The organism is Streptomyces iconiensis (genome assembly GCF_028657195.3).
Classification (GTDB): Bacteria; Actinomycetota; Actinomycetes; order Streptomycetales; family Streptomycetaceae; genus Streptomyces; species Streptomyces iconiensis.
The window spans coordinates 102,023-126,511 of the sequence record NZ_JANCPR020000009.1; the positions used below are offsets into that span (position 1 = coordinate 102,023).

Here is a 24,489-nt window from a genome sequence, read left to right on the forward strand (position 1 = left end):
GACAGGCTTCATGTCAGACGCCAGCACTCCCGGGAACCCCACCCGTGACAACGGAGGGGAACCGGAACCGGCGGACCTGGTGGACGCAGCCTCGTCGCACACGATTCTGGAAGGGCGGCTCGGGTATCACCTTGAGTCCGCCCTTCTGGTGCGTGCGCTGACACACCGCTCGTTCGCTTATGAGAACGGCGGGCTGCCCACCAACGAACGTCTCGAATTCCTCGGCGACTCGGTCCTCGGACTGGTCGTCACCGACACGCTCTACCGGCTGCACCCTGATCTTCCCGAGGGGCAGCTCGCCAAGCTGCGTGCGGCCGTGGTCAACTCCAGGGCACTCGCGGGCGTCGCCCGCGGTCTGGACCTGGGGGCCTTCATCCGCCTCGGCAGGGGCGAGGAGGGGACGGGAGGACGCGACAAGGCGTCCATCCTGGCCGACACCCTGGAAGCGGTCATCGGTGCCGTCTATCTCGACCAGGGTCTCGACGCCGCCTCCGAACTGGTGCACAGGCTCTTCGACCCGCTCATCGAGCGGTCCTCCAACCTCGGCGCCGGGCTGGACTGGAAGACCAGTCTCCAGGAGCTGACGGCCTCGGAGGGTCTCGGAGTGCCCGAGTACCTCGTCTCGGAGACGGGTCCCGACCACGAGAAGACCTTCACGGCTGCTGCCCGCGTCGGTGGTGTCGCGTACGGCACCGGCACGGGACGCAGCAAGAAGGAGGCGGAACAGCAGGCGGCGGAGGCCGCCTGGCGTGCCATCTCCGAGCGCAGCGCAGCACAGACGGACGAGGGTTCACCGGCAGGGGAAACGACCCAGGCCGGGGCAGCCGGAACCGAAGGGGCAGCCTCCAGCGGAGAGCCCTCCGAGGGCACACCGGTCACCCACTGAACCACCGCGCGGTCACGCCCCCGGAGAGGGGGAAGCGCCCCAGGCCCATCCCCCTCCCGGAGGAACCCCGTGCCAGAGCTGCCGGAAGTCGAGGTCGTACGCCGTGGCCTGGAACGCTGGGCCAGCGGCCGTACGATCGACGTCGCCGAAGTACTCCACCCGCGCGCCGTCCGCCGTCACACGGCGGGCGGGCCGGACTTCGCCGCACGGCTGCGGGGCCGTAGCTTCGGCCAGGCCCGGCGGCGCGGCAAGTACCTCTGGCTCCCCCTCGACGACGGCAGGCACTCCGTCCTCGCGCACCTGGGGATGAGCGGCCAGCTCCTCATCCAGCCGGGCGAGACCCCCGACGAACGGCATCTGCGAATCCGCTTCACGTTCGAGGACCCCGAGGGCGGCGAACTGCGCTTCGTCGACCAGCGGACCTTCGGCGGGCTCTCGCTCCACCCCGCGGCCGAGGACGGTCTGCCGGACGTCATCGCGCACATCGCCCGCGATCCCCTCGACCCGGCGTTCGACCCGGACGCCTTCCACACGGCCCTGCGCCGCAGACGTACGACGATCAAGCGCGCCCTGCTCGACCAGTCGCTGATCAGCGGCGTCGGCAACATCTACGCCGACGAGGCACTCTGGCGCTCCCGGCTGCACTACGACCGCCTGACGGCCACCCTCACCCGCCCCCGTACCACCGAACTCCTCGGCCACATACGGGACGTGATGACGCAGGCGCTCGACGCGGGCGGTACCAGTTTCGACAGCCTGTACGTGAACGTGAACGGCGAGTCCGGATACTTCGAGCGCTCGCTCGACGCCTACGGGCGTGAGGACGAACCCTGCCGCCGCTGCGGCACCCCCATGCGGCGACGTGCGTGGATGAACCGCTCCAGCTACTTCTGCCCGCGCTGCCAGCGCCCACCGCGCCCGTAGCACCGGCGTTCCGCCTGCTCGTGGGAACGGCGGCGGACACCAGGGGAGCTCCGGTTCAGAAGCCGAAGTCCTGCGTCCACCACGGCCCGCCCTCGGCGAAGTGCGCGCCGACGCCCATGGTGCGGTAGTCGCAGTTGAGGATGTTCGCCTTGTGCCCCGGGCTGTTCATCCAGGAGTCCATCACCGACTGCGCGTTGGCCTGGCCCCGCGCTATGTTCTCGCCGCCCAGATCGCTGATCCCCAGGGCCTCGGCCCTGTCCCACGGGCTCTTCCCGTCGGGCGAGGTATGGGCGAAGAAGCCGCGCTTGGCCATGTCCTCGCTGAAGCCGGCGGCCAGCTCCGCCAGGTCGCCGTCGGCCCTGACGGGCTTGCAGCCCTCCTTGGCGCGCTCCTGATTGACCAGCGCCAGGACCTCGCGCTCGGCGGCCGTCTCCGGATCGGACGTCGTCGAGGAGGTCCCGCCGTTCCCTGTCTCCTCGCCGCCCGTGGCGGGCGCGCGGTCGGATTCCGAGCGGTCGGGGCGCGCGCTGTGCCGCTCACGCGCCTGGTCCGGCGTCTCGCGTTCCCGCGAGGGCGAAGGGGATGCCGATGTGTCCTCCGCGGGCCGCCCGCGCTCCCGGGAAGGAGTGGGCAGGGGCCCGTCGTTGCGCTCCTCGGCGCGGCTCGCGGCCGGGTCGGAGGAGTGGTCGGAGGCCGTGGAGGAGGGGACGGGCTGGGATTCCAGATCGGTCGGCCCCCCGGCCTGCACCCTGTCCCCGCCCTGCGGGGAACCCAGGCCGCCGGGGCCCGGAAGCAGACCAGAGGCCACCGCCACGGCGCCCATCGCCATCGCGGCCGAGGCGCCCAGCAGCCCGGTTCGCACGGGAGCGGCGCCCTTCCTGCCACGGTGCCCGCCTCCCCTGTGCCGGGGGCCGGGCTCCTGACGGGAGAGCTCGGCTGGAGCGACGGGAGCGGGAGCGGGGGTGGCGCGTCGATGGCGGCCCATCTCTGCTGTCCTCACATGCTCGACGATCACTGCGGTCTCTGCTGTCACCCGCTTCACCCGTATGTGTGAAGCGGGTTGACGCGCAATGTACGGCATGACGGGAGGGGCGGATGTGCGGCGCCAAGAAATGTCCGGATAGCGTGCACGCCATGGCTGCAAGCGAGACGCGAAGTGACAACACCGGTGAAACCGAGGAGCCGCGGGGCGACGAGCCGGCGCGGGTGACCGTGTGGGTGAGGGGCGAGGTACAGGGCGTCGGCTTCCGCTGGTTCACGCGGGCGGCGGCGCTCCGCGTCGGAGGGCTCGTCGGATTCGCGCTCAACCTCGGCGACGGACGGGTCCAGATCGTCGCCGAAGGCACCCGCTCCCGCTGCGATCTGCTGCTGGAGTGGCTGCGCAGCGGGGACACCCCCGGCAGTGTCGAGGGCGTGACCGAGATCTGGGACGCCCCGCGCGGGGGCTACCGCGGCTTCGCGATCCGGTGATCCAACACGGTTGCCAATACCGAGCGGCCGTGCAAAGCTGCGGCCCACGAGAGAGGACAGTGGATCTTCCGCTCACTCCAGCGGGTAGCCGCCTCCGGCGAGGGACGCCGTCGAGTCAGGGCAGCCCGGCGTCGCCGTGTGTGATCGTGTTGACCGTCAAAACTTTTGGTGAGACTCTGGAAGCCCCGCGCACCTGAGCTGTTTGATCCAGAGATTCTTTAGCAAAAGTCCAGAGCAGACACTGCGGGTGCGATTCCCTCTCGACCCACCACATCCTCGGTCGGTCACTCAGTGTGGAGGACCATCCATCATGGCAAAGGCGCTTCTCGGTTACGTCGGCGGCTCCGACCCCCGAGTTCTTGCCGAGATGCGACGGCTTCAGCAGCGCGTCCAGGACCTCGAATCCGAAATCATCCGGATTCAGGCCGAGAACGACGCTCTGGCAGCCGCCGCACGGCACCCCGACTCGGTACTCGACAGCATCGACGTACGTACGGCGGAGCCTGCGCTGACCTGATCCAGCCCGCCGGGCAGGACGGGCTGGGCAGGAACAGCCGTGCAAGAAATCTGTAAGGGACGCTTCGGCGTCCCTTCGTCGTTGCTCCTCGGTGCTCTCGTCGCGCCCGCCGGCCCCCGGTTCCGCCTCGGCCACCGTCCGCCCGGGCTCGTTACCGTCTGATGTGCCCTCACCCCCTCTGGGTGAAACCCTTCGATCGAAGCCTTCACAGGCCCTTCGGGACCGTCGGCGCGACAGCGCCGGGACAACCTCGGTAGGGTCCGGACGCGTGCACCTCAAGAGCCTGACACTGCGGGGGTTCAAGTCCTTCGCCTCCGCCACGACGCTGCGCTTCGAGCCCGGCATCACGTGTGTCGTCGGCCCCAACGGCTCCGGCAAGTCCAACGTCGTCGACGCGCTCTCCTGGGTCATGGGCGAGCAGGGCGCCAAGTCGCTGCGCGGCGGCAAGATGGAGGACGTGATCTTCGCCGGGACCACCGGGCGTCCGCCGCTCGGCAGGGCCGAGGTCTCGCTGACGATCGACAACGCCGACGGCGCGCTCCCCATCGACTACTCCGAAGTCACCATTACGCGGATCATGTTCCGCAACGGCGGCAGCGAGTACCAGCTCAACGGCGACACCTGCCGGCTGCTCGACATCCAGGAGCTGCTCTCCGACTCCGGCATCGGCCGTGAGATGCACGTCATCGTGGGCCAGGGCCAGCTCGACGGCGTTCTGCACGCGGACCCGACGGGCCGCCGCGCGTTCATCGAGGAGGCGGCGGGCGTGCTCAAGCACCGTAAGCGCAAGGAGAAGGCGCTGCGGAAGCTCGACGCGATGCAGGCCAACCTCGCCCGCGTACAGGACCTCACCGACGAACTGCGCCGCCAGCTCAAGCCGCTCGGGCGGCAGGCCGCCGTCGCGCGCAGGGCCCAGGTCATCCAGGCGGACCTGCGGGACGCGCGACTGCGGCTGCTCGCCGACGACCTTGTGGGGCTGCGGAACGCGCTGCGCACCGAGGTCGCCGACGAGGCGGCGCTCAAGCAGCGCAAGGAGGCGGCCGAGGCCGAGATGAAGGAGGCGCTGCGCCGCGAGGCCGACCTGGAGCAGCAGGTGCGCACCCTCGCGCCGCGGCTGGAGCGTGCCCAGCAGACCTGGTACGAGCTGTCGCAGCTCGCCGAACGGGTGCGCGGCACCATCAGCCTGGCCGACCAGCGCGTACAGCACGCGGGCGCGGCTCCCACCGAGGAGCGGCGGGGCCGCGACCCCGAGGACATGGAGCGCGAGGCGGCCCGTGTCCGTGAGCAGGAGGCCGAGCTGGAGGCGGCGCTGGAGGCCGCGAGCACCGCGCTGGACGAGACCGTCGCGCACCGGGCCGAGCTGGAGCGGCAGTTGGCCGACGAGGAGCGCCGGATAAGGGACGAGGCGCGGGCGCTGGCCGACCGCAGGGAGGGCCTCGAAAGACTCAGGGGCAAGGCGGGCACGGCCCGTAGCCGGGTGGCCTCGGCGCAGTCCGAGATCGACCGGCTCGCCATGGCGCGTGACGAGGCGCTCGCGCGCGCGGCCGAGGCGCAGGAGGAGTACGAGGCGCTTCAGGCCGAGGTCGACGGCGCGGGCGCCGGCGAGGACGAGCTGGCCGAGCAGCACGAGGCCGCGAAGCACCGGTTCGCCGAGGCCGAGGCCGCGCTCGGTACCGCGCGTGAGGAGACGACGGCCGCCGAACGCGAGCGTGCCGCCACCTCGGCACGCCACGACGCACTCGCCCTCGGCCTTCGCCGTAAGGACGGTTCGGGCGCACTGCTCGCCGCCAAGGACAGGCTGACCGGACTTCTGGGGCCCGCCGCCGAACTTCTCACCGTGACTCAGGGGTACGAACTGCCCCTGGCCGCAGCCCTGGGCGCCGCCGCCGACGCGGTCGTCGTGGACGGTCCGGCCGCCGCCGCCGAGGCGCTGCGCCTGCTCCGCAAGGAGGATGAGGGCCGCGCGGCCCTGCTGGTAGGTGGCGCGCACGCCCCTGGACCCGCGGGGGAAGGCGAGGGTGTGCGGCCACGGTCAGGTGTTCCCGCCTCAGGACTGGTGAGCGCGCCGGAACCGCTCAGGGCCGCCGTGCACAGGCTGCTCAGGGACACGGTCGTGGTCGAGACGCTCGAAGAGGCCGAGGACGTGGTCACGGGGGACCCGGAGCTGACCGCTGTGACCGCCGAGGGCGACCTGCTGAGCGCGCACTTCGCCCACGGCGGCTCGGCGGGAGCCCCCAGCCTTCTGGAGGCCCAGGCGGCCGTCGACGAGGCGGCGGCCGAGCTGACCGAGCTGGAGTCCCGCTGCGAACGGTTGGCCAGGGCACAGGAGGCCGCCACAGCGCACCGGGCGGAGTGCGCTGTCAAGGTGGAGGAACTGGGCGCACGCCGGAGCACGTTGGAGCGCGAGAAGTCCCGGGTCGCGGGCAGGCTGGGAACGCTCGGCGGCCAGGCCCGTGCGGCCCAGGGCGAGGCGGAACGCTCGGCCGCCGCTGTCGCCAAGGCCGAGGACGCACTCGCCCGGGCCACCGAGGAGGCCGGCGAACTGGCCGAGCGCCTGGCGGTCGCCGAGGAGGCACAGGAGGCGGACGGCGGAGTCGAGCCCGACACCTCCGTACGCGACCGGCTCTCGGCCGACGGCGCGAACGCGCGCCAGACCGAGATGGAGGCCCGCCTTCAGGTCCGTACGCACGAGGAGCGGGTCAAGTCCCTCGCCGGGCGCGCGGACTCGCTGGACCGAGGGGCGCGTGCTGAACGGGAGGCGCGGGCGCGCGCTGAGGAGCGGCGGGCCCGGATGCGGTACGAGGCCGAGGTCGCCGAGGCGGTCGCCTCGGGCGGGCGGCAACTGCTGGCGCACGTGGAGGTGTCCCTGGAGCGGGCACAGACCGAGCGGGAGGGCGCCGAGCGTACGAAGGCCGAGCGGGAACAGGCGCTGGTCGCCGAGCGCAACCAGAGCAGGGAGCTCAAGGAGGAGCTGGACAAGCTCACCGACTCGGTGCACAAGGGCGAGGTGCTGGGCGCCGAGAAGCGGATGCGCATCGAACAGCTGGAGACCAAGGCACTGGAGGAGCTGGGCGTCGAGCCGGCCGGGCTGATCAGCGACTACGGACCCGACCAGCCCGTGCCCCCGTCGCCGCCTGCCGAGGGCGAGGAACCACAGGGAGCCGAGGGCGAAGAGGGCTCCGCCGCGGGCTCCCAGGCGCGCGACCAGCCGGTGCCGTTCGTGCGGGCTGAGCAGGAGAAGCGGCTGAAGGCCGCGGAGCGCGCTTACCAGAAGCTCGGCAAGATCAACCCGCTGGCGCTGGAGGAGTTCGCGGCGCTGGAGGAGCGGCACCAGTTCCTCAGCGAGCAGCTGGAGGACCTGAAGAAGACACGCGCCGATCTGCTCCAGGTCGTGAAAGAGGTCGACGAGCGGGTCGAACAAGTCTTCACGGAGGCGTTCCACGACACCGCGCGGGAGTTCGAGGGCGTCTTCTCGCGGCTCTTTCCCGGCGGCGAGGGGCGCCTCGTCCTCACCAACCCGGACGACATGCTCTCCACCGGCGTTGATGTGGAAGCGCGCCCTCCGGGCAAGAAGGTCAAACGGCTCTCCCTGCTCTCCGGCGGCGAGCGCTCACTGACCGCCGTGGCGCTGCTGGTCTCCATCTTCAAGGCGCGGCCCAGCCCGTTCTACGTGATGGACGAGGTCGAGGCGGCGCTCGACGACACCAACCTCCAGCGGCTGATCCGGATCATGGAGGAGCTGAAGGACAGCTCACAGCTCATCGTGATCACGCACCAGAAGCGCACCATGGAGGTCGCCGACGCGCTCTACGGTGTCTCGATGCAGGGCGACGGCGTCTCCAAGGTCATCAGTCAGCGCCTCAACTGAGCCGCAGGGTCACGAGTTGAGCCGCGGAATCATCAGCTGAGCCGCGGGATCACCCGCTCCGCAAGCAGTCGCAGCGAGCGCCACCCCTCCTCGACCGGCATCCCGCCGCACAGCGGGTGCAGCAGCAGCTGGCGCCCCTCCTCGGCCGTCTGGCCCTCCAGCAGCTCCAGGCACTCGTCCGGGGTGACGAAGCGGTAGACGCCCTCGGCGCGCAGCTCCTCCACGGTCGCGGCCCGCGCCGTCATCAGGGAGTGCACGTCCGGCGTCTGCCATGAGGCGTACCGCTTGGCCTCGTACAGGAAGTGCTGCCCCAGTTCGGCCCAGGCGCGCTCCGGGTCCTCGGTCAGGTGCAGCGCGGGCATCTCGGCCGGCGGCATCAGGCACAGGGGCCCCGTGCCGTGCGCGGCGCACTGCTCCTCGTAGTAGCGCGCCAGCTCCGGCAGGCGAGCGGGCAGGAACAGCGGCAGGCCCAGGCGTGCCGCGCGGCGGGCCGTCGGACGGGAACTGCCGCCCACGAACAGCGGAGGGTGCGGCCGTGAGTGCGGTCTCGGTGTGACGCGCACCTTGCGGCCCCTGTACTCGAACGGTTCGCCTGTCCAGGCTGCGAGCAGCGTCTCCAGCGCCTCGTCCTGGAGTGCGCCGCGCCGCGCGAAGTCCACACCGAGCGCCTCGTACTCCTCCGGGCGGTAGCCGATCCCGGCCACGGTGATCAGCCGGCCGCCGCTGACCAGGTCGAGCACCGCGAGGTCCTCGGCCAGCCGCAGCGGGTCGTACAGCGGCGCCAGGATCGCGCACGCGGTGACGAGCGTGCTGCGCGTACGTCCCAGAAAAGCGCCGGCCAGCGCCAGCGGTGAGGGCAGCCAGCCGTCCGGCGAGCCGTGGTGCTCCTCGACGATGAGCGAGGTCACACCTGCCTCGTCGCAGAAGGCCGCCATGTCGAGCGCCGCCTGGTAGCGGTCGCCCAGTGGCTCGGTAGGGCTTCCCGAAGAAGCCTCCGGATGCACGAGGTTGAAGCGGACACTGGTCGTCACGGTCACGGGTACCCCCATCGCGGAGACGGCTCGGAGACGGCGAGGCGAGGACCGTAGCGGAGCGCGCGAGAAGAGGGAATGGCCGGGAACTGTTGACGGTGGCGGATACTGGGTCCGCTATGGAAATCGTCATCCTTGTTGTAGTCATCGCCGTGATCGTGCTGGGCGCGGTCAGCGGGCTCGTGATCAGCGGCCGTAAGAAGAAGGCGCTGAAGACCGAGGAGTCCGCCACCCCCACCAGCACCACCACGGCCCCCACCGAACCTCAGCTGGGTGAGGAGGCGGAGGGCGCCCCCGAAGCGCCCCGCAGAACGATCGAGGAGGTCGGCCTTCCCGAAGCGGAGGCCGAGGCCCCGGTCATCGAGGAGCCCGCCGCTCCCGCCGAACCCGAGATCGAGACCCCCGAGCCCTCCGCGGGACGGCTCGTACGGCTGCGCGCGCGGCTCTCGCGCTCGCAGAACTCCCTCGGCAAGGGCCTGCTTACCCTGCTGTCCAGGGAACACCTGGACGAAGACACCTGGGAGGAGATCGAGGACACGCTCCTGACCGCCGACGTCGGTGTCGCTCCGACCCAGGACCTGGTCGAGCGGCTGCGCGAGCGCGTCAGGGTGCTCGGCACCCGCACCCCGCAGGATCTTCGCGCCCTGCTGCGCGAGGAACTGCTCACCCTGGTCGGCACCGACATGGACCGTACGGTCCATACGGAGACGCGGGGCGCCGTCGACCGTCCCGGTGTCGCGCTGGTCGTCGGCGTGAACGGTACGGGCAAGACCACGACCACGGGCAAGCTCGCCCGGGTGCTGGTCGCGGACGGCAAGTCCGTCGTGCTCGCCGCCGCCGACACCTTCCGCGCGGCTGCGGCGGACCAGCTGGAGACCTGGGGCAAGCGGGTCGGCGCCCGCACCGTGCGCGGTCCCGAGGGCGGCGATCCCGCCTCGGTCGCGTTCGACGCGGTCAAGCAGGGCACCGAGGCGGGCGCCGACGTGGTCCTGATCGACACCGCGGGCCGCCTCCACACCAAGACCGGCCTCATGGACGAGCTGGGCAAGGTCAAGCGCGTCGTCGAGAAGCAGGGTCCGGTCGACGAGGTGCTGCTCGTGCTGGACGCCACGACGGGCCAGAACGGTCTTGTACAGGCCCGGGTCTTCGCCGAGGTCGTGGACATCACCGGCATCGTGCTCACCAAGCTCGACGGCACGGCCAAGGGCGGCATCGTCGTCGCCGTGCAGCGCGAGCTGGGCGTACCCGTGAAGCTCGTGGGCCTGGGCGAAGGCGCGGACGACCTCGCGCCGTTCGAGCCCGAAGCCTTCGTGGACGCCCTCGTCGGAGACGAGTGAGGGCGCTTCCCGAGACATGTGACGGCCCTCGTCGAGGGCGAGGAAACCCTCGGCGAGGGCGAGCGGCCCCGGCGCCGTCGCGGTGCACCCCCGTTGCCCCGCGGCGGCGCCCGTCGCATCCGGGACCGCTCAGTCTGGGATCGGGCCGATCGGGCACACCGCGATCGGACCGTGCCGGGGCCGCCTAGCCCTGCCCGGGGAGTTTCGCCACCCGGTGGCACACATAGGCGAGCGTGCCCAGCAGCAGCCTGGCCTGCGGAGGGCGGCCTGCTGCCTCCAGCGTTGGTGGGCGCAGCCAGCGCACCGGGCCGAGGCCGCTCAGGTCGGAGGGCGGCGCCGTGATGTGCTCGCCCTCGCCCCTGCCGCACAGGTCGAGGTCGGCGTCGTCCCAGCCCATGCGGTAGAGCAGTTCGGGCAGCTCGGCCGCGGCGCCGGGCGCCACCAGGAACCACGTCCTCCCGTGCGGCGTCGCCGCGACGGGGCCCAGCGGCACCCCCATGCGCTCCAGCCGTACCAGGGCGCACCGCCCGGCCGTCTCCGTCACCTCGATCACGTCGAAGGCCCGCCCCGTCGGCAGCAGCAGCGCGGCGCCCGGCACGCACGACCAGGCATCGGCCGCCTCGGCGAGGGTGGAGCCGGCCGGAACCTCCAGCGAGGCGTCGAGCGGGTGGGCGCCGGGTGCGGGGCACGCGCTGGCCCCGCACGAGCACTCGGCTCTGCTCCCCGACCGTGCCGCCCTGGCGCCGGGAACGACGTCCCAGCCCCACAGACCCGTGTACTCCGCGACGGCCGTGCACGCTGAGGCGCGATCGCGCCTGCGTGAACCGGGCCGCAGATCCCTGATCTCCCGGATGCCGCTGAGACCGCTGATGGCGCCGATCGTGAAGCCCATGCTCCCTCCAACGGGTCCCGAATGCCTATGGTTACGACAGCGCTGACGCGCACAATGACGGCCGGAACGGCTGGACGGGGGCAGGGAGTTGGTGGCTCTCCGTGCGGTCGTTCCAAGGTGACAAGTCAAGCGTGCGGAGGGGCGCGGGGGTTCATTCGAAGGGGTGGCGAATGGTGGCGTTTCTGAAATCACCCTCGCGGGATTCGTGATCGTAGGATTACTTTCGGTACACACAGTGGAGAGAAGCTCAGCGGCGTGAGTATGCCGGAGGCATGGTGTGCCGCGGAGGGTGTCGCGGTGAGTCGGCTGCGGAGCCCGTCGCGGGGGCGGATGGGGGCGTTACCAGTGGGTGAGGGAGGGCAGGTCGGCAAGTGCCCGAACGAACGGCTGCGCTCGTGGTTCGTACGCAGCGGCTGGTCCAAGGGTGAGCTGGCACGCCAGGTGAACCGTCGTGCACGGCAGTTGGGCGCGCACCACATCAGCACCGACACCTCACGTGTGCGCCGCTGGCTGGACGGCGAGCAGCCCCGCGAGCCGATCCCGCGCATCCTCTCGGAACTGTTCTCGGAGAGATTCGGCTGCGTCGTCGCCGTCGAGGACCTCGGCCTGCGGCCGGCCCGGCAGTCCCCTGCGGCCTCCGGGGTCGACCTGCCCTGGGCAGGGCCACAGACCGTGGCGCTGATCAGCGACTTCACACGCAGCGACCTGATGCTGGGGCGGCGCGGCTTCCTCGGCAACTCCCTGGCGATGTCGGCGGGACCCGCACTCATCGAGCCCATGCAGCGCTGGCTGGTGCCCAGCCCCGGCGGCGTCGAGGGCGCTCAGCAAGAGGGCGGCCCCGGCGGCACGTTCGGGAGCCTTGGCGGTGCTGGCGGCGTTGGCGGTGCTTCCGGCGGTCCCCTCGCTTCCGGTGCGCCCGGCGGTGGGTCCGGGGCCGGAGCCGCCCCAGGGTTCGTGGCCGGGGCGACCGCCTCTGTGGCCAGCGCCGCCGGCAGGGTCGCCGGGAACGTGGGGCTCTCGGCGGTGAGGGCTGTTCCCGGTGTGCGGGGCAGGGCCCGTGCGGTGCCGGGCGGGGCGGCGCAGGGGACACGTACGCAGGTCGCCGCTGTGGGTCTGCGGCGCGGACCCCGGCTCTCCACGCCCGAGTTGGAGCTGCTGGAGCAGACCACCGAGATGTTCCGCAAGTGGGACGCGCAGTGCGGCGGAGGGCTGCGGCGCAAGGCGGTCGTCGGACAGCTGCACGAGGTCACCGACCTTCTCCAGGAGCAGCACCCCGAGCAGGTGGCACGCCGTCTCTTCCGCGTCACCGCCGAACTGGCCGAGCTGGCGGGCTGGATGAGCTACGACATCGGCCTCCAGCCCACGGCACAGAAGTACTTCGTGCTCGCGCTGCACGCGGCGAAGGAGGCCGGTGACCGGCCGCTCGGCTCGTACGTACTGAGCAAGATGGGCCGCCAGATGATTCATCTGGGCCGCTCCGAGGACGCGTTGGAGCTGGTCCATCTCGGGCAGTACGGCAGCAGGGAGGGCTCCACGCCCCGTACCCAGTCGATGCTGTACGCCATGGAGGCGCGCTCCTACGCGAACATGGGCCAGCCGGGCAAGTGCAAGCGCGCCGTGCGGATGGCGGAGGAGACCTTCGCCGAGATCGACTCGGCGGACGGCGACCCGGACTGGATCCGCTTCTTCTCCGAGGCGGAGTTGTGCGCCGAGAACGCCCATTCGTACCGCGATCTGGCCTACTCCTCGGGCCGCAGCCCCACGTACGCCTCCCTCTCGCGCCCGGTGATGGAGCGCGCCGTCGAGCTGTTCCGTCGCGAGGCCGCCGAGGCGGAAGGCGGCGGTCATCAGCGGTCCTACGCGCTCAACCTCATCGGTATGGCCAGCGTGCACCTGCTCCAGCAGGAGCCCGAGGGATGCGCCGTGCGCGTGGGCGAGGCGATCGGGGTCGCCAAGCGGCTGCGCTCGGAACGGGTCAACAACCGCCTGCGGCGTACGGCCGCCAGCGCGGTGCGGGACTTCGGCGGAGTGGCCGATGTCATCGAACTGAGCGAGCGGCTCCGTGCCGAGCTGCCGGAGGGCGAGGCGGCCGTAGCGGGCTGAGACGGCCCGGCGGCGGCGTACGGCCGGTCGCGACGGCGTCCCCTCGATCCCGGCTCGGCCCCCCCACACGCCAGGTCACACGGCAGCCACCGCGGCCGGTCTCGCGGCCGGTCTTTCTTTGTGCGGGGTTGCCGTTCGCAGGGGGCTGCCTTCCTCGCCCGGGTCTGCTTTTTTCCGCACGCGGATTGCCGTTCTCCGCGCGGGTCTGCTCTTCCTTGAGCGGGGCCTTTCCGGCGCGGCACCTTTTCCGCGCGGGGTCTTTCCGGTGGGGATGTGGCGGCTGCCGGAGGGGAGCTGTTTCCGGGCGGGCGGGTGCCTTCCCGAAGAGCGGGAAGGGTAACGCTGCTTCATGTGTGTGGGCCACCGATTCATCTCCTCGTAACACTCCGCCGTTCATCGTCACGGCTGTGAAACACCTCACGGCATCGCTGGAAACCGGGCTTCGGAAACCTGTCGTGCATACCGCCCGCAGAACCCAGCCCGCACGGCTCGTGACTTCGAGGAGACGTTCACATTGAACGGCGCGGATACCGCTTTCGTCCTGATCAGCGCGTTCCTGGTCATGCTGATGACTCCTGGCCTCGCCTTCTTCTACGGCGGCATGGTCCGGGTGAAGAGCGCGCTCAACATGCTGATGATGTCCTTCATCTCGTTGGGGATCGTCAGCGTCCTGTGGGTCCTCTACGGATACTCACTCGCCTTCGGCCCCGATACGGGCGGAGTGATCGGAAACCTCGACTTCGTCGGCCTTCAGGGAATCTCTCCCGAATCCCTGACCGAGAAGGGCGGAATTCCGGTGATGGTCTTCGTCCTGTTCCAGATGATGTTCGCGATCCTTACGCCCGCACTGATGAGCGGTGCGCTCGCCGACCGTGTGAAGTTCAGTGCCTGGGCCGTTTTCCTCACGCTGTGGGTGACCCTTGTCTACTTCCCCGTGGCGCACTGGGTGTGGGCCGAGGGTGGCTGGCTCTACGAGCTTGAGGTCATCGACTTCGCCGGTGGCACCGCCGTCCACATCAACGCCGGGATCGGCGCCCTCGCGGCCGTCCTCGTCGTCGGAAAGCGCATCGGCTTCACGAAGGACCCGATGCGTCCGCACAGCCTGCCGCTCGTCGTGCTGGGGGCGGCGCTGCTGTGGTTCGGATGGTTCGGGTTCAACGCCGGGTCGGCGCTGGCCGCCGACGGCAGCTCCGCGACCATGGCGCTCAACACGCAGGTCGCCACCGGCGCCGCCGTCCTCGGCTGGCTCGTGCACGAGCGGATCCGGCACGGCGCCTTCACCACCCTCGGGGCCGCCTCGGGTGCCATCGCGGGGCTCGTCGCCATCACCCCCGCCGGCGCCGATGTGAACGCCATGGGAGCCCTCGCCATCGGCGTGGTCGCCGGGGGCGTGTGCTCGTGGGCGGTCAGCCTCAAGTTCAAGCTGGGCTACGACGATTCGCTGGACGTCGTCGGTGTCCATCTCGTCGGCGGTGTCATCGGCACCCTGCTGGTCGGTTTCCTCGCCGTGGACGGTGTGGGCGGCCTGGAACAGTTCGGCAAGCAGGCCGTCGGAGCCTTCTCGGTGATGGCGTTCTCCTTCGTCGTCTCCTGGATCCTCGCCAAGCTGGTGCAGGCCACGATCGGCTTCCGTGCCGGTGCGGACGAGGAGACGGCCGGTGTCGACCAGGCGTTCCACGCGGAGACCGCGTACGACCTCACCGCGGGCGGCGGCTCCTCGGTACGCACCCGGGGCGAGACGCCCGTACCCGGTGCGGCACCGACGGCTCCGGGCGCGAAGCGGCACGAGACGTACGCCGGGGCGGCGACCACCGGAACGAACGCCGAGGTGCACGCCGGGGCTGAGGACGGAACGAACGGCGGAACGAACGACGAGACGAACGACGGGGCGGAAGCCAGGGTGGACGCATGAAGCTCATCACAGCGGTCATCAAGCCGCACCGGCTGGACGAGGTGAAGGAGGCGCTGCGCGCCTTCGGAGTGCAGGGCATGACCGTCACAGAGGCCAGCGGATACGGGCGCCAGCGCGGCCACACCGAGGTCTACAGAGGCGCGGAGTACACCGTCGACCTCGTACCCAAGGTCCGTATCGAGGTGCTGGTCGAGGACGTCGACGCCGAACAGCTGACCGACGTCGTGGTCAAGGCGGCGCGAACCGGGAAGATCGGTGACGGCAAGGTGTGGATGGTGCCCGTCGAGACCGCGGTCAGGGTCCGCACAGGGGACCGGGGCCCCGACGCGCTGTGAGCGGCATGGGGCCAGGTGGCTACGCGGCGGCCCGGCTGCGCCTTCTCCAGGAGGAGACGCAGGCCGGGCCGGAGCGCCGCCGGGCGCTGGCCGAACTGACGGACGGATGGCTGGCCGCGCTCTTCGGCCAGGACGTTCCCCGGGGCGTCGCGCTGGTGGCCGTCGGCGGCTACGGACGCGGCGAACTCTCTCCACGCAGCGACCTCGACCTGCTCCTCCTCCACGACGGCCGCGCCCCGGCGCGGGAGATCGCCGCCGTCGCCGACCGCCTCTGGTACCCGGTCTGGGATCTCGGCCTCGCACTCGACCACTCCGTCCGTACGTTCACCGAGGCCGGCGAGGCCGCGGAGCAGGACCTCAAGGTGCAGCTAGGGCTGCTGGAGGCCCGGCACATCGCGGGCGACGCGGCGCTCACAGCCGGCCTTCGGACGGGGGCGCTCGCGCAGTGGCGCGCGCAGGCGCCCGCACGGCTGCCCGAACTCCACGAGATGGCCGGTGAACGGGCGCGCAGACACGGTGAGTTGAGGTTCCTGCTGGAGCCCGACCTGAAGGAGGCACGTGGTGGCCTGCGCGAGGCCACGGCGCTGCGTGCCGTCGCCGCTTCCTGGCTCGCGGACGCGCCGCGCGAGGGGCTGGAGGAGGCCCGCGCGACCCTGCTCGACGTACGGGACGCGCTGCACCTTGCCACCGGGCGCGCGACCGACAGGCTCTCGCTCCAGGACCAGGACCAGGTCGCCGCGGGCCTCGGCCTGCCGGACGCCGACGCCCTGCTCCGCACGGTGTACGAGGCGGCGGGCACCCTCGCCTACGCGAGCGAGGTCACCTGGCGTGAGGTCGACCGGGTGCTGCGTGCCCGGTCCGGCAGCGCGCGCGGGGGCCGCCGCGGGGTGCGCGGCATGCTGGGCGGCGCTCGCGGGGGAGCCTCGCGCGGTGGCGTCGGTGGCGTCGGTGGCGTCGGTGGCGTCGGTGGCGTCGCGGGCAGCGGGGGTCGGGGTGGCCGCGGTGGCCGGGGTGCGGCCGTCGCGGGGGACAGGGCGCCGCTCGCCGAGGGCGTCGTCGAACACGAGGGCGAGGCGGCGCTGGCCCTGCATGCCCGTCCCGCACACGATCCCGTACTGCCGCTGCGTGCGGCTGCCGCCGCCGCGCAGGCCGGGCTGCCCCTCGCCCTTCCCGCCGTACGGAAGATGGCGCGCTCGGTGCCGGAGATGCCGGTGCCGTGGCCACCGGAGGCGCGCGAGGAGTTCGTGACCCTGCTCGGCGCGGGAGAGGCGACCGTGCCCGTGTGGGAGGCGCTGGAGGCGAATGGCCTGGTCACACGGCTGCTGCCCGACTGGGAACGGGTCCGGTGCAGGCCGCAGCGCAACGCCGTGCACCGCTACACCGTCGACCGCCACCTGGTGGAGACCGCCGTACGGGCCTCGGCGCTCACCCGGCGGGTGCACAGGCCCGACCTGCTTCTGGTCGGGGCGCTGCTGCACGACATCGGAAAGGGCGGGCCCGGCGACCATTCGCTCGCGGGGGAGACCATCGCCCGCGACGTGGCGGCCCGTATCGGCTTCGACAGTGCGGACACCGACGTGCTCGGCACGCTGGTGCGCCACCATCTGCTGCTCGTCGAGACGGCGACCCGGCGCGACCTGGACGACCCCGCCACCATCCAGTCCGTGGCCGAAGCGGTCGGCGGGGCGGGCGCCCTCGAACTGCTGCACGCGCTGACCGAGGCCGACGCGCTCGCCACGGGTCCCGCTGTCTGGTCGGCCTGGCGCGCGGGTCTGGTGGGCGACCTGGTGAAGCGGGTCGGCGCCGTGCTCGCGGGCGAACCGGTCGAGCACAGGACCGCCGAGCCGGACGAGATGACCGCCGAGGGCGAACGGCTCGCCATGGAAGCGCTCCGCACAGGCGGCCCCGTACTGGCGCTGCGCACACGCGCGGATCTCACTGGGGACGGCGCGCGGCCGGGCACGCAGACCGGAAACATGCACCAAGGGGCGGCCGGAAACCCGGAGGAGCCGTCCATGGGGGAGCCGGTCGGTGTCGAGCTGCTAGTAGCACTCAACGACCGGCCCGGGGTGCTCCCCGCCGTCGCCGGAGTGCTCGCGCTCCACAGGCTGACCGTGCGCGCAGCCGACCTGCGGCTGGCCGAGCTGCCGCGCGGTGTGAACGAGGGGCCCACCGGGCGGGTGCTGCTGCTGACCTGGCGGGTGGCAGCCGAGTACGGCGCACTCCCGGAGGCGGCCCGGCTGCGGGCCGATCTCGTACGGGTGCTCGACGGTGCGCTCGACATCGCGGCCAAGCTGGCCGAGCGCGAGGCCGCACATCGCGGCGCCCGCCGCCGCGGGGCGCAGGCACCGCCGCCGAGAGCCACCGTCGCACCTGAAGGCTCGCGGTACGCCACCGTCATCGAGGTGCGCGCCCAGGACGCCCCAGGTCTCCTCCACCGCATCGGGCACGCCCTGGAACGCGCGGGAGCGCGGGTGCGCAGCGCGCATGTGAGCACCCTGGGCGCGAACGCGGTGGACGCCTTCTACGTCACGGACGCGCGGGGCGCCCGCCTGCCGGACGGCGAGGCGGTACGCCTCGCGGAGCGGCTGGAGGCCGAGCTGCGCTGAGGGCCGTACGGATTACGGCGGGCGAGGAAGTGCCACTGGCGGAGGCGGCTACCCTTGGCAGAGATTGACTCCGCCACCGACCCGAGGACCGACGAGCGCTGTGTTCGATACCCTTTCCGACCGTCTGAGTGCGACGTTCAAAAACCTCCGTGGCAAAGGGCGCCTCAGCGAGGCGGACATCGATGCCACCGCGCGCGAGATCCGTATCGCCCTGCTTGAGGCAGACGTCGCACTGCCAGTAGTCCGTGCCTTCATCAAGCAGGTCAAGGAACGTGCTCTGGGAGCCGAGGTCTCCCAGGCGCTGAATCCTGCCCAGCAGGTCATCAAGATCGTCAACGAGGAACTGGTCGGCATCCTCGGCGGGGAGACCCGCCGGCTGCGGTTCGCCAAGACGCCTCCGACCGTCATCATGCTCGCGGGCCTCCAGGGCGCGGGCAAGACCACCCTGGCCGGCAAGCTCGGCCGCTGGCTCCAGCAGCAGGGGCACACCCCCATGCTGGTCGCGGCCGACCTCCAGCGCCCCAACGCGGTCAACCAGCTCCAGGTCGTCGCCGAGCGCGCGGGTGTCACGGTCTTCGCTCCCGAACCGGGCAACGGAGTCGGCGACCCGATCAAGGTCGCCAAGGATTCGATCACCTACGCGCGTGACAAGCAGCACGACGTGGTCATCGTCGACACGGCTGGCCGTCTCGGCATCGACCAGGAGCTGATGCAGCAGGCGGCGGACATCCGCGACGCGGTCAGCCCCGACGAGGTGCTGTTCGTCGTCGACGCCATGATCGGCCAGGACGCGGTCACGACGGCCGAGGCGTTCCAGGACGGCGTGGGCTTCGACGGTGTCGTGCTCTCCAAGCTCGACGGCGACGCACGCGGCGGTGCGGCCCTCTCGGTCGCGAAGGTCACCGGCAAGCAGATCATGTTCGCGTCGAACGGCGAGAAGCTGGACGACTTCGACGCGTTCCACCCCGACCGGATGGCCTCCCGCATCCTCGGCATGGGCGACATGCTCACGCTGATCGAGAAGGCGGAGCAGACCTTCAGTCAGCAAGAGGCCGAGAAGATGGCGGCCAAGCTCCAGAAGGGACCCAAGGAGTTCACGCTCGACGACTTCCTGGCCCAGATGGAGCAGGTCCGCAAGATGGGCTCCATCTCCAAGCTGCTCGGCATGATGCCGGGCATGGGCCAGATGAAGGACCAGATCAACAATCTGGACGAGCGCGAGGTCGACCGCACCGCCGCCATCATCAAGTCCATGACCCCCGCCGAGCGGGCCGAGCCGACGATCATCAACGGCTCGCGTCGTGCCCGTATCGCGCGGGGTTCCGGTGTGGACGTCAGCGCGGTCAAGGGCCTGGTGGAGCGCTTCTTCGACGCGCGCAAGATGATGTCCAAGATGGCCCAGGGCGGCGGCATGCCCGGGATGCCGGGTATGCCCGGCATGCCTGGCGCCGGCGGTGGCAAGAAGAAGGGCAAGCAGCAGAAGAAGGTCAAGGGCAAGCGCCAGTCGGGCAACCCGATGAAGCGCAAGCAGGAGGAAGAGGCCGCTGCGACCCGTAAGTCCGAGGGCGGCGCGTTCGGGATCCCCGGACCGGGCCAGGACGCGGGCGACTTCGAACTCCCGCAGGAGTTCAAGGACATGCTGCCCCCGAAGTGAACCCGCCGCCGCGGAGGCGGATGATGTCGTGCATGCGCGTATACATCCGCCCTCCGCGGCCAGCGGACGAACGTCCCTACAGCGAGGCCGTCGTGCGCTCGACGGACCATCTCAGCCCGTGGAACCCGGTGGAGCCCGACGGCTTCCCCGACCTGCTGCGCCGCCAGGGACCCGCGCTCCGTACGTTCATGATCTTCAACGAGGAGGACGACGGGCTGGTCGGCCGCGTCAACGTCGCCAACATCGTGAGGGCCCGGTTCCGCAACGGCGCACTCGGCTACGACAGTTACGTGCCCTACGCGGGGACAGGGCGGATGTCCGAGGGGCTGCGGCTGGTCGTTGACCGCTGCTTCAGAAGCGGCCCCGACGGACTCGGGCTGCACCGCCTGGAGATCAACGTCCAGCCCGAGAACGAGCGCTCGCTGGCCATGGCCAAGCGCCTCGGATTCCGGCACGAGGGCTTCTCGCCCCGGATGCTCTTCATCAACAACGCCTGGCGCGACCACGAACGCTTCGCCCTCACCGTCGAGGAGTGGCCCGGGATCTGACCGCGTCCGGCGCGCGTGCCGGCCGGCGCCCGCGGAGGTCTACGCCCGCGCGACGACGTACCGGAACAGGTTCGGCATCCACACCGTGCCATCGGCCAGCAGATACGGGTGCAGCGCCTCCACCAGCTCTTTGAGCACCTGTTCCTCGTCCGTCGCCCGTACGGCCTCGTCGTACAGACCGGTCGAGAGCAGCCCGCGTACGGCGCTCTCCATCCCGGCGTAGCCGAACGGGCACGCCACTCTGCCTGACCCCTCCAGCCGCAGCCCGCAGCGGACGGCCAGCTCCTCCAGGTCGTCACGGCCGCACCACCCTGGGTGCCTCCCAGCGGGTTCCGCGAGCCGTGTGGCCACCCGCAGCGCGGGCGCTGCGGCGCACCGTTCCACCGGGCCCCAGCCGGTCAGCACCACTGGTGTGCCGCGCGGCAGCGCCGCCGTCACCAGGGAGAGTTCACCGGCTGTGGGCAGTGTGCCGAACGCGGTCACCAGCGTCGGGGGAGCGTCCGCTGTCACCGCCTCGCGGGGAGAGCCCTCGCACAGCCGCGCGGTCCAGGGGCACGCGCCGTCCTCGGGGCTCCCGGGGCCCGTCCGCAGGCGTTCAGCGGCCAGTTCCAGCAGGGCCCCGTCCCCGTCCACACCGCACACATCGGCGCCGCGCTGGGCCGCGAGCAGCAGCGCGAGCCCCGAACCGCAGCCGAGCCCGAGCACCCGCGATCCGGGTCCCGTCTCCAGCCGTTCGTACACCGCTTCGCAGAGCGGAGCCAGCATCCGTTCCTGGATCTCGGCCCAGTCGCGCGCCCGTACCGCGCCCTCGGCGGCAGGGAGCACTGTCCGGTGCTGGTGGTGTACGAGCGCGGGTGTCATCGCAACGCCCCAATCCGAAGATCCGTCGCAGTTGTCTGGGTCCCCCATGGGTGCATGCCCCCGTATCGCCAGGGAACTGCGCATCTGCCCGGGAGTCCAGAGGGTGCGCCCTGATGTCTTCCACGCCCCCCTTGTGCGCCCTGCCCGCGGTGTGCCCCGTCCGGACACGAACCCAGGCGCGGCGGTCGTAGCATGCCCGGCATGGCGAAAGCACCCGTCCTCACCCCCAGGGCCGAGGACTTCCCGCGTTGGTATCAGGAGCTGGTCAACAAGGCAGAGCTGGCAGAGAACGGCCCGGTGCGCGGCACCATGGTGATCCGGCCGTACGGGTACGCCATCTGGGAGCGGATGCAGTCGGGCATGGATGTCCGCATCAAGGAGACAGGTGCCCAGAACGCCTACTTCCCCCTCCTGATCCCGCAGTCCTACATGACGAAGGAGGCGGAGCACGTAGAGGGCTTCTCTCCGGAACTGGCCGTCGTCACCCACGGCGGCGGCAAGGAGCTGGAAGAGCCCGCCGTCGTACGGCCCACCTCTGAGACGATCATCAACGACTACTTCTCCAAGTGGGTCCAGAGCTACCGGGACCTGCCGCTGCTGATCAACCAGTGGGCGAACGTGGTCCGTTGGGAGATGCGCCCCAGACTCTTCCTGCGTACCTCGGAGTTCCTCTGGCAGGAGGGCCACACCGCGCATGCCACCCATGAGGACGCACGGAACTTCGCGGCCCGTATTCACCACCATGTGTACGCCGACTTCATGACCGAGGTCCTCGGCATCGACGTGCTGCCCGGCCGCAAGACCGCGCGTGAGCGCTTCGCCGGGGCGCTGAACACGCTCACGCTGGAAGCCATGATGGGTGATGGCAAGGCACTCCAGATGGGCACCAGCCACGAGCTGGGCCAGAACTTCGCCCGTGCCTTCGGCACCCGCTACCTCTCCCGCGAAGGCACCCGCGAATACGTCTGGCAGACCTCCTGGGGCAGCACGACCCGCATGGTCGGCGCCATGGTCATGGCGCACGGCGACGACGACGGCCTCCGGGTGCCGCCCCGCCTCGCCCCCGTACAGGTCGTCGTTCTCGCGGTGAAGGGCGAGGAGCCCGTGCTCGCGAAGGTCCATGAGACCGCCGCGGGCTTGCGCGCGGCGGGACTGCGCGTGCAGGTGGACGACAGGACGGACACCGCCTTCGGCCGCCGCGCGGTCGACTGGGAACTCAAGGGCGTGCCCGTGCGGATCGAGATCGGCCCCCGCGATCTGGAGGACGGGGGAACCGCGACGATGGTCCGGCGCGTTCCGGGAAGCAGGGAACAGGTGCGGACCGACGTGCTCGCCGGCCTGCTGCCCGGACTGCTGGAGGAGGACCAGGCGCTCCTGCTGCGGCAGTCCAGGGAGCGGCGTGAGGGGAACACGACGGACGTGCGTACGATCGGGGAAGCCACGGAAGCAGCGGTGGCCGGAGGGTGGGCCCGTATCCCGTGGTCCGCTCTGGGACCGGAGGGCGAGGACAAACTCGCCGAGCGGTCCGTAACGGTGCGCTGTCTGGTCGCCGAGGACGGATCGGTTCCGGAGACGGACGACGCACCTGGGAACGTGGCCGTTGTGGCGCGTGCCTACTGAGCTGCTCCCATGAGGAGTCGCGAGGGAAGCGGACACAGCAGAGGCACACGCCAAGTGGCGTGCCCGCGCTGAGTTGCGCGGTGTCTGTACGCCGTACTACAGCAGCGGGCCGACCCGGTGATACGTCCCGGCTTGGGCCTGGTGCGAGGCTTCTCCTCAGATCGGCGCACCCGCCCTCGTCCAGACCCATCAGCGTTAACTGACTGGTACGTGCAAATTATTTGGGATGCCCCGGAATCGGAACACCGGGGCACTCCTGCTCGTTGGGAACGACGTGAGCACGACACCACCAGTTCTCGCCGCCGAACTGGCAGCCGCCTGGGCCGACATTCAACGGCACCACTCCGAGCTGCCGGACCTGGCCGCGCCCGAATCGCTGATCGGAGAGTCGTCGTCCGCATGCGGCGCCGGCCTCTCCTTCGAAAGGCTGCTCCATGAGGCAGTCCACGGCATCGCCGCAGCACGCGGTGTCCGGGACACCTCCCGAGCCGGCCGCTATCACAACCGTCGCTTCCTGGCGATCGCCGAGGAGCTGGGTCTGGATCACCCGGAGGAGCCGCATCCCAGCAGTGGCTTCTCCCTCGTGGTCCTCACCCCCGAGACCAGACGGCGCTATCGCCCCACCATCGAGCGCCTTCAGCGCGCGCTGAAGGCGTACAGCGTCGCGACCGAGACCGATACAGGCCGCAGTTTCCGTGGGCCTGCCGCGCGGCACGGCTCCTCCGGGGGCGGCGTCCGCGTCAAGGCGGTCTGCGACTGCGGGCGGAACGTCCGGGTCGTCCCGTCGGTGCTGGCCCAGGCCCCCATCATGTGCGGGGCCTGCGGAAAGCAGTTCCGTATCCCGGTGGAGTCGCAGGCCGGGCCCGCCTCGGTGCCCGAGCCGGTGGCGGTGGTCGGCTGACGCACAGGCGCGGCACGGGACGCGGGCCCCGACGGGGCACGCGTCCTGGGGTCCGGCCGAGCCAGGAGCGGGGGCGGGTTTCAGCCGAACCTCCTGGGTGTGGCATCATGGTCGGCTGTACTCGACAGCCGCACAGGACCCCTCTCTCCTCCGGCTGACGCGTCCATTCGGACACACCGGCACCACAACCCCACGTGGAAGTCCGTCGTGTCCACCCACGTCAAGACCAGGAGACACCACTCCAGTGGCAGTCAAGATCAAGCTGAAGCGTCTGGGCAAGATCCGCGCGCCTCACTACCGCATCATCGTCGCCGACTCCCGTACCCGCCGTGACGGCCGGGCCATCGAAGAGGTCGGCCTGTACCACCCGGTGCAGAACCCCTCGCGCATCGAGGTCAACTCGGAGCGTGTGCAGTACTGGCTCAGCGTCGGTGCGCAGCCGACCGAGCCCGTCGCGGCCATCCTCAAGGTCACCGGCGACTGGCAGCAGTTCAAGGGCCTGCCGGCCCCGGAGCCGATGAAGGTCGCCGAGCCGAAGACCGACAAGAAGGTCCTCTTCGAGGCTGCGGCCAAGGAGTCGGGCAGCGAGCCCAAGGGCGAGGCCATCACTCCCAAGGCGAAGAAGGCCGACAAGAAGGCGGACGAGGCCGACAAGGCTGATTCGTCGGCGTCCGCCACCGAGTCGACCGAGGCCTGAGGATGCTCGAGGAGGCCCTCGAGCACCTGGTGAAGGGCATTGTCGACCACCCCGACGAGGTGCAGATCGCCTCGCGCAATCTGCGCCGTGGAAGCGTGCTGGAGGTCCGGGTACACCCCGAGGACCTCGGCAAGGTGATCGGCCGTAACGGCCGCACCGCGCGCGCTCTCCGCACCGTCGTGGGTGCACTCGGCGGACGAGGGGTTCGCGTCGATCTCGTCGACGTGGACCAGGTCCGCTGAACCGCAGCATGCAGCACCGGCACGGGCCGGGGACGGCGACACAGCCGCCCCCGGCCCGTTGTCACGGGCAGGCACAGACCGA

General features: G+C 71.0%; 20 protein-coding genes. 16 read left to right on the forward strand and 4 right to left on the reverse strand.

Annotated features, from left to right (window positions below; all coding sequences use genetic code 11):
* Positions 1-10 precede the first annotated feature (10 nt).
* Positions 11-886: a ribonuclease III gene (gene rnc, locus NMN56_RS11360; RefSeq protein WP_274044113.1), complete on the forward strand. Its 876-nt coding sequence runs from the start codon at positions 11-13 to the stop codon at positions 884-886.
* 69 nt (positions 887-955) lie between these two features.
* The gene (gene mutM / locus NMN56_RS11365; protein WP_274044112.1) at positions 956-1,810 is read left to right on the forward strand and encodes a bifunctional DNA-formamidopyrimidine glycosylase/DNA-(apurinic or apyrimidinic site) lyase; all 855 of its coding nucleotides are present in this window, start codon (positions 956-958) and stop codon (positions 1,808-1,810) included.
* Positions 1,811-1,865: 55 nt separating this feature from the next.
* On the opposite strand, the gene NMN56_RS11370 is transcribed toward mutM, so the two are convergent.
* The gene (locus tag NMN56_RS11370; RefSeq protein WP_274044256.1) at positions 1,866-2,795 is read right to left on the reverse strand and encodes a CAP domain-containing protein; all 930 of its coding nucleotides are present in this window, start codon (positions 2,793-2,795) and stop codon (positions 1,866-1,868) included.
* 149 nt (positions 2,796-2,944) lie between these two features.
* Here NMN56_RS11370 and NMN56_RS11375 point away from each other — a divergent pair, with 149 nt between their 5' ends.
* From NMN56_RS11375 to smc, 3 genes are all read left to right on the forward strand, one after another.
* Positions 2,945-3,280: an acylphosphatase gene (locus NMN56_RS11375; RefSeq protein WP_274044111.1), complete on the forward strand. Its 336-nt coding sequence runs from the start codon at positions 2,945-2,947 to the stop codon at positions 3,278-3,280.
* Positions 3,281-3,590: 310 nt separating this feature from the next.
* A complete protein-coding gene (locus NMN56_RS11380) occupies positions 3,591-3,797 on the forward strand; it encodes a hypothetical protein (RefSeq protein ID WP_274044110.1) in 207 nt (68 codons plus the stop codon).
* Positions 3,798-4,065: 268 nt separating this feature from the next.
* Positions 4,066-7,665 carry a chromosome segregation protein SMC gene (smc, locus tag NMN56_RS11385; protein WP_274044109.1) on the forward strand — a complete coding sequence of 1,200 codons (3,600 nt, stop codon included), beginning with the start codon at positions 4,066-4,068 and terminating at the stop codon, positions 7,663-7,665.
* Positions 7,666-7,697: 32 nt separating this feature from the next.
* On the opposite strand, the gene NMN56_RS11390 is transcribed toward smc, so the two are convergent.
* Positions 7,698-8,714 (reverse strand): LLM class flavin-dependent oxidoreductase, encoded by a 1,017-nt coding sequence (locus NMN56_RS11390; RefSeq protein WP_274044108.1) that lies wholly within the window; start codon positions 8,712-8,714, stop codon positions 7,698-7,700.
* Positions 8,715-8,815: 101 nt separating this feature from the next.
* Between NMN56_RS11390 and ftsY the strand changes: the two genes are divergently transcribed.
* Entirely contained in the window at positions 8,816-10,033 is a 1,218-nt protein-coding gene (gene ftsY / locus NMN56_RS11395) for a signal recognition particle-docking protein FtsY (RefSeq protein ID WP_274044107.1), read from the forward strand.
* Positions 10,034-10,217: 184 nt separating this feature from the next.
* Here ftsY and NMN56_RS11400 read toward each other — a convergent pair whose 3' ends face one another.
* Complete coding sequence (locus NMN56_RS11400; RefSeq protein ID WP_274044106.1) at positions 10,218-10,925, reverse strand: bifunctional DNA primase/polymerase; 708 nt, start codon at positions 10,923-10,925, stop codon at positions 10,218-10,220.
* 330 nt (positions 10,926-11,255) lie between these two features.
* Between NMN56_RS11400 and NMN56_RS11405 the strand changes: the two genes are divergently transcribed.
* From NMN56_RS11405 to NMN56_RS11430, 6 genes are all read left to right on the forward strand, one after another.
* The gene (locus NMN56_RS11405) at positions 11,256-13,028 is read left to right on the forward strand and encodes an NsdA family TPR-like regulatory protein (RefSeq protein WP_274044105.1); all 1,773 of its coding nucleotides are present in this window, start codon (positions 11,256-11,258) and stop codon (positions 13,026-13,028) included.
* Between the two features lie 514 nt (positions 13,029-13,542).
* Complete coding sequence (locus NMN56_RS11410; protein WP_274044104.1) at positions 13,543-14,940, forward strand: ammonium transporter; 1,398 nt, start codon at positions 13,543-13,545, stop codon at positions 14,938-14,940.
* Positions 14,937-15,275 (forward strand): P-II family nitrogen regulator, encoded by a 339-nt coding sequence (locus tag NMN56_RS11415; protein ID WP_274044103.1) that lies wholly within the window; start codon positions 14,937-14,939, stop codon positions 15,273-15,275. The genes NMN56_RS11410 and NMN56_RS11415 overlap by 4 nt, the downstream gene beginning before the upstream one ends.
* A 5-nt stretch (positions 15,276-15,280) precedes the next feature.
* Positions 15,281-17,884: a [protein-PII] uridylyltransferase gene (locus tag NMN56_RS11420; protein ID WP_274044255.1), complete on the forward strand. Its 2,604-nt coding sequence runs from the start codon at positions 15,281-15,283 to the stop codon at positions 17,882-17,884.
* A 100-nt stretch (positions 17,885-17,984) separates the two neighbouring features.
* A complete protein-coding gene (gene ffh / locus NMN56_RS11425) occupies positions 17,985-19,538 on the forward strand; it encodes a signal recognition particle protein (protein ID WP_274044102.1) in 1,554 nt (517 codons plus the stop codon).
* A gap of 32 nt (positions 19,539-19,570) precedes the next feature.
* Positions 19,571-20,086 (forward strand): GNAT family N-acetyltransferase, encoded by a 516-nt coding sequence (locus tag NMN56_RS11430; RefSeq protein WP_274044101.1) that lies wholly within the window; start codon positions 19,571-19,573, stop codon positions 20,084-20,086.
* A gap of 39 nt (positions 20,087-20,125) precedes the next feature.
* Here the strand turns inward: NMN56_RS11430 and NMN56_RS11435 are convergent, their stop codons facing one another.
* On the reverse strand, positions 20,126-20,947 hold the full coding sequence (locus NMN56_RS11435) for an SAM-dependent methyltransferase (protein WP_274044100.1): 822 nt from the start codon (positions 20,945-20,947) through the stop codon (positions 20,126-20,128).
* A 201-nt stretch (positions 20,948-21,148) separates the two neighbouring features.
* Here NMN56_RS11435 and proS point away from each other — a divergent pair, with 201 nt between their 5' ends.
* The 4 genes from proS to NMN56_RS11455 all read left to right on the forward strand — a co-directional run bounded on the left by proS (position 21,149) and on the right by NMN56_RS11455 (position 24,407).
* Positions 21,149-22,567 carry a proline--tRNA ligase gene (gene proS, locus NMN56_RS11440; protein WP_274044099.1) on the forward strand — a complete coding sequence of 473 codons (1,419 nt, stop codon included), beginning with the start codon at positions 21,149-21,151 and terminating at the stop codon, positions 22,565-22,567.
* 226 nt (positions 22,568-22,793) lie between these two features.
* Positions 22,794-23,468 (forward strand): hypothetical protein, encoded by a 675-nt coding sequence (locus NMN56_RS11445; RefSeq protein ID WP_274044098.1) that lies wholly within the window; start codon positions 22,794-22,796, stop codon positions 23,466-23,468.
* A gap of 244 nt (positions 23,469-23,712) precedes the next feature.
* Positions 23,713-24,165 carry a 30S ribosomal protein S16 gene (gene rpsP, locus NMN56_RS11450; protein WP_274044097.1) on the forward strand — a complete coding sequence of 151 codons (453 nt, stop codon included), beginning with the start codon at positions 23,713-23,715 and terminating at the stop codon, positions 24,163-24,165.
* Positions 24,166-24,167: 2 nt separating this feature from the next.
* Positions 24,168-24,407 (forward strand): RNA-binding protein, encoded by a 240-nt coding sequence (locus NMN56_RS11455; RefSeq protein WP_274044096.1) that lies wholly within the window; start codon positions 24,168-24,170, stop codon positions 24,405-24,407.
* The last annotated feature ends 82 nt before the right edge of the window (positions 24,408-24,489 follow it).

Coding starts and splice junctions, on each gene's coding strand:
- rnc (WP_274044113.1), top strand. CDS start 11: ATGTCAGACGCCAGCACTCCCGGGAACCCCACCCGTGACAACGGAGGG.
- NMN56_RS11370 (WP_274044256.1), bottom strand. CDS start 2,795: ATGGGCCGCCATCGACGCGCCACCCCCGCTCCCGCTCCCGTCGCTCCA.
- NMN56_RS11375 (WP_274044111.1), top strand. CDS start 2,945: ATGGCTGCAAGCGAGACGCGAAGTGACAACACCGGTGAAACCGAGGAG.
- NMN56_RS11380 (WP_274044110.1), top strand. CDS start 3,591: ATGGCAAAGGCGCTTCTCGGTTACGTCGGCGGCTCCGACCCCCGAGTT.
- NMN56_RS11390 (WP_274044108.1), bottom strand. CDS start 8,714: ATGGGGGTACCCGTGACCGTGACGACCAGTGTCCGCTTCAACCTCGTG.
- ftsY (WP_274044107.1), top strand. CDS start 8,816: ATGGAAATCGTCATCCTTGTTGTAGTCATCGCCGTGATCGTGCTGGGC.
- NMN56_RS11400 (WP_274044106.1), bottom strand. CDS start 10,925: ATGGGCTTCACGATCGGCGCCATCAGCGGTCTCAGCGGCATCCGGGAG.
- NMN56_RS11405 (WP_274044105.1), top strand. CDS start 11,256: ATGGGGGCGTTACCAGTGGGTGAGGGAGGGCAGGTCGGCAAGTGCCCG.
- NMN56_RS11415 (WP_274044103.1), top strand. CDS start 14,937: ATGAAGCTCATCACAGCGGTCATCAAGCCGCACCGGCTGGACGAGGTG.
- NMN56_RS11420 (WP_274044255.1), top strand. CDS start 15,281: ATGGGGCCAGGTGGCTACGCGGCGGCCCGGCTGCGCCTTCTCCAGGAG.
- NMN56_RS11430 (WP_274044101.1), top strand. CDS start 19,571: ATGCGCGTATACATCCGCCCTCCGCGGCCAGCGGACGAACGTCCCTAC.
- NMN56_RS11435 (WP_274044100.1), bottom strand. CDS start 20,947: ATGACACCCGCGCTCGTACACCACCAGCACCGGACAGTGCTCCCTGCC.
- proS (WP_274044099.1), top strand. CDS start 21,149: ATGGCGAAAGCACCCGTCCTCACCCCCAGGGCCGAGGACTTCCCGCGT.
- NMN56_RS11445 (WP_274044098.1), top strand. CDS start 22,794: ATGCCCCGGAATCGGAACACCGGGGCACTCCTGCTCGTTGGGAACGAC.
- NMN56_RS11455 (WP_274044096.1), top strand. CDS start 24,168: ATGCTCGAGGAGGCCCTCGAGCACCTGGTGAAGGGCATTGTCGACCAC.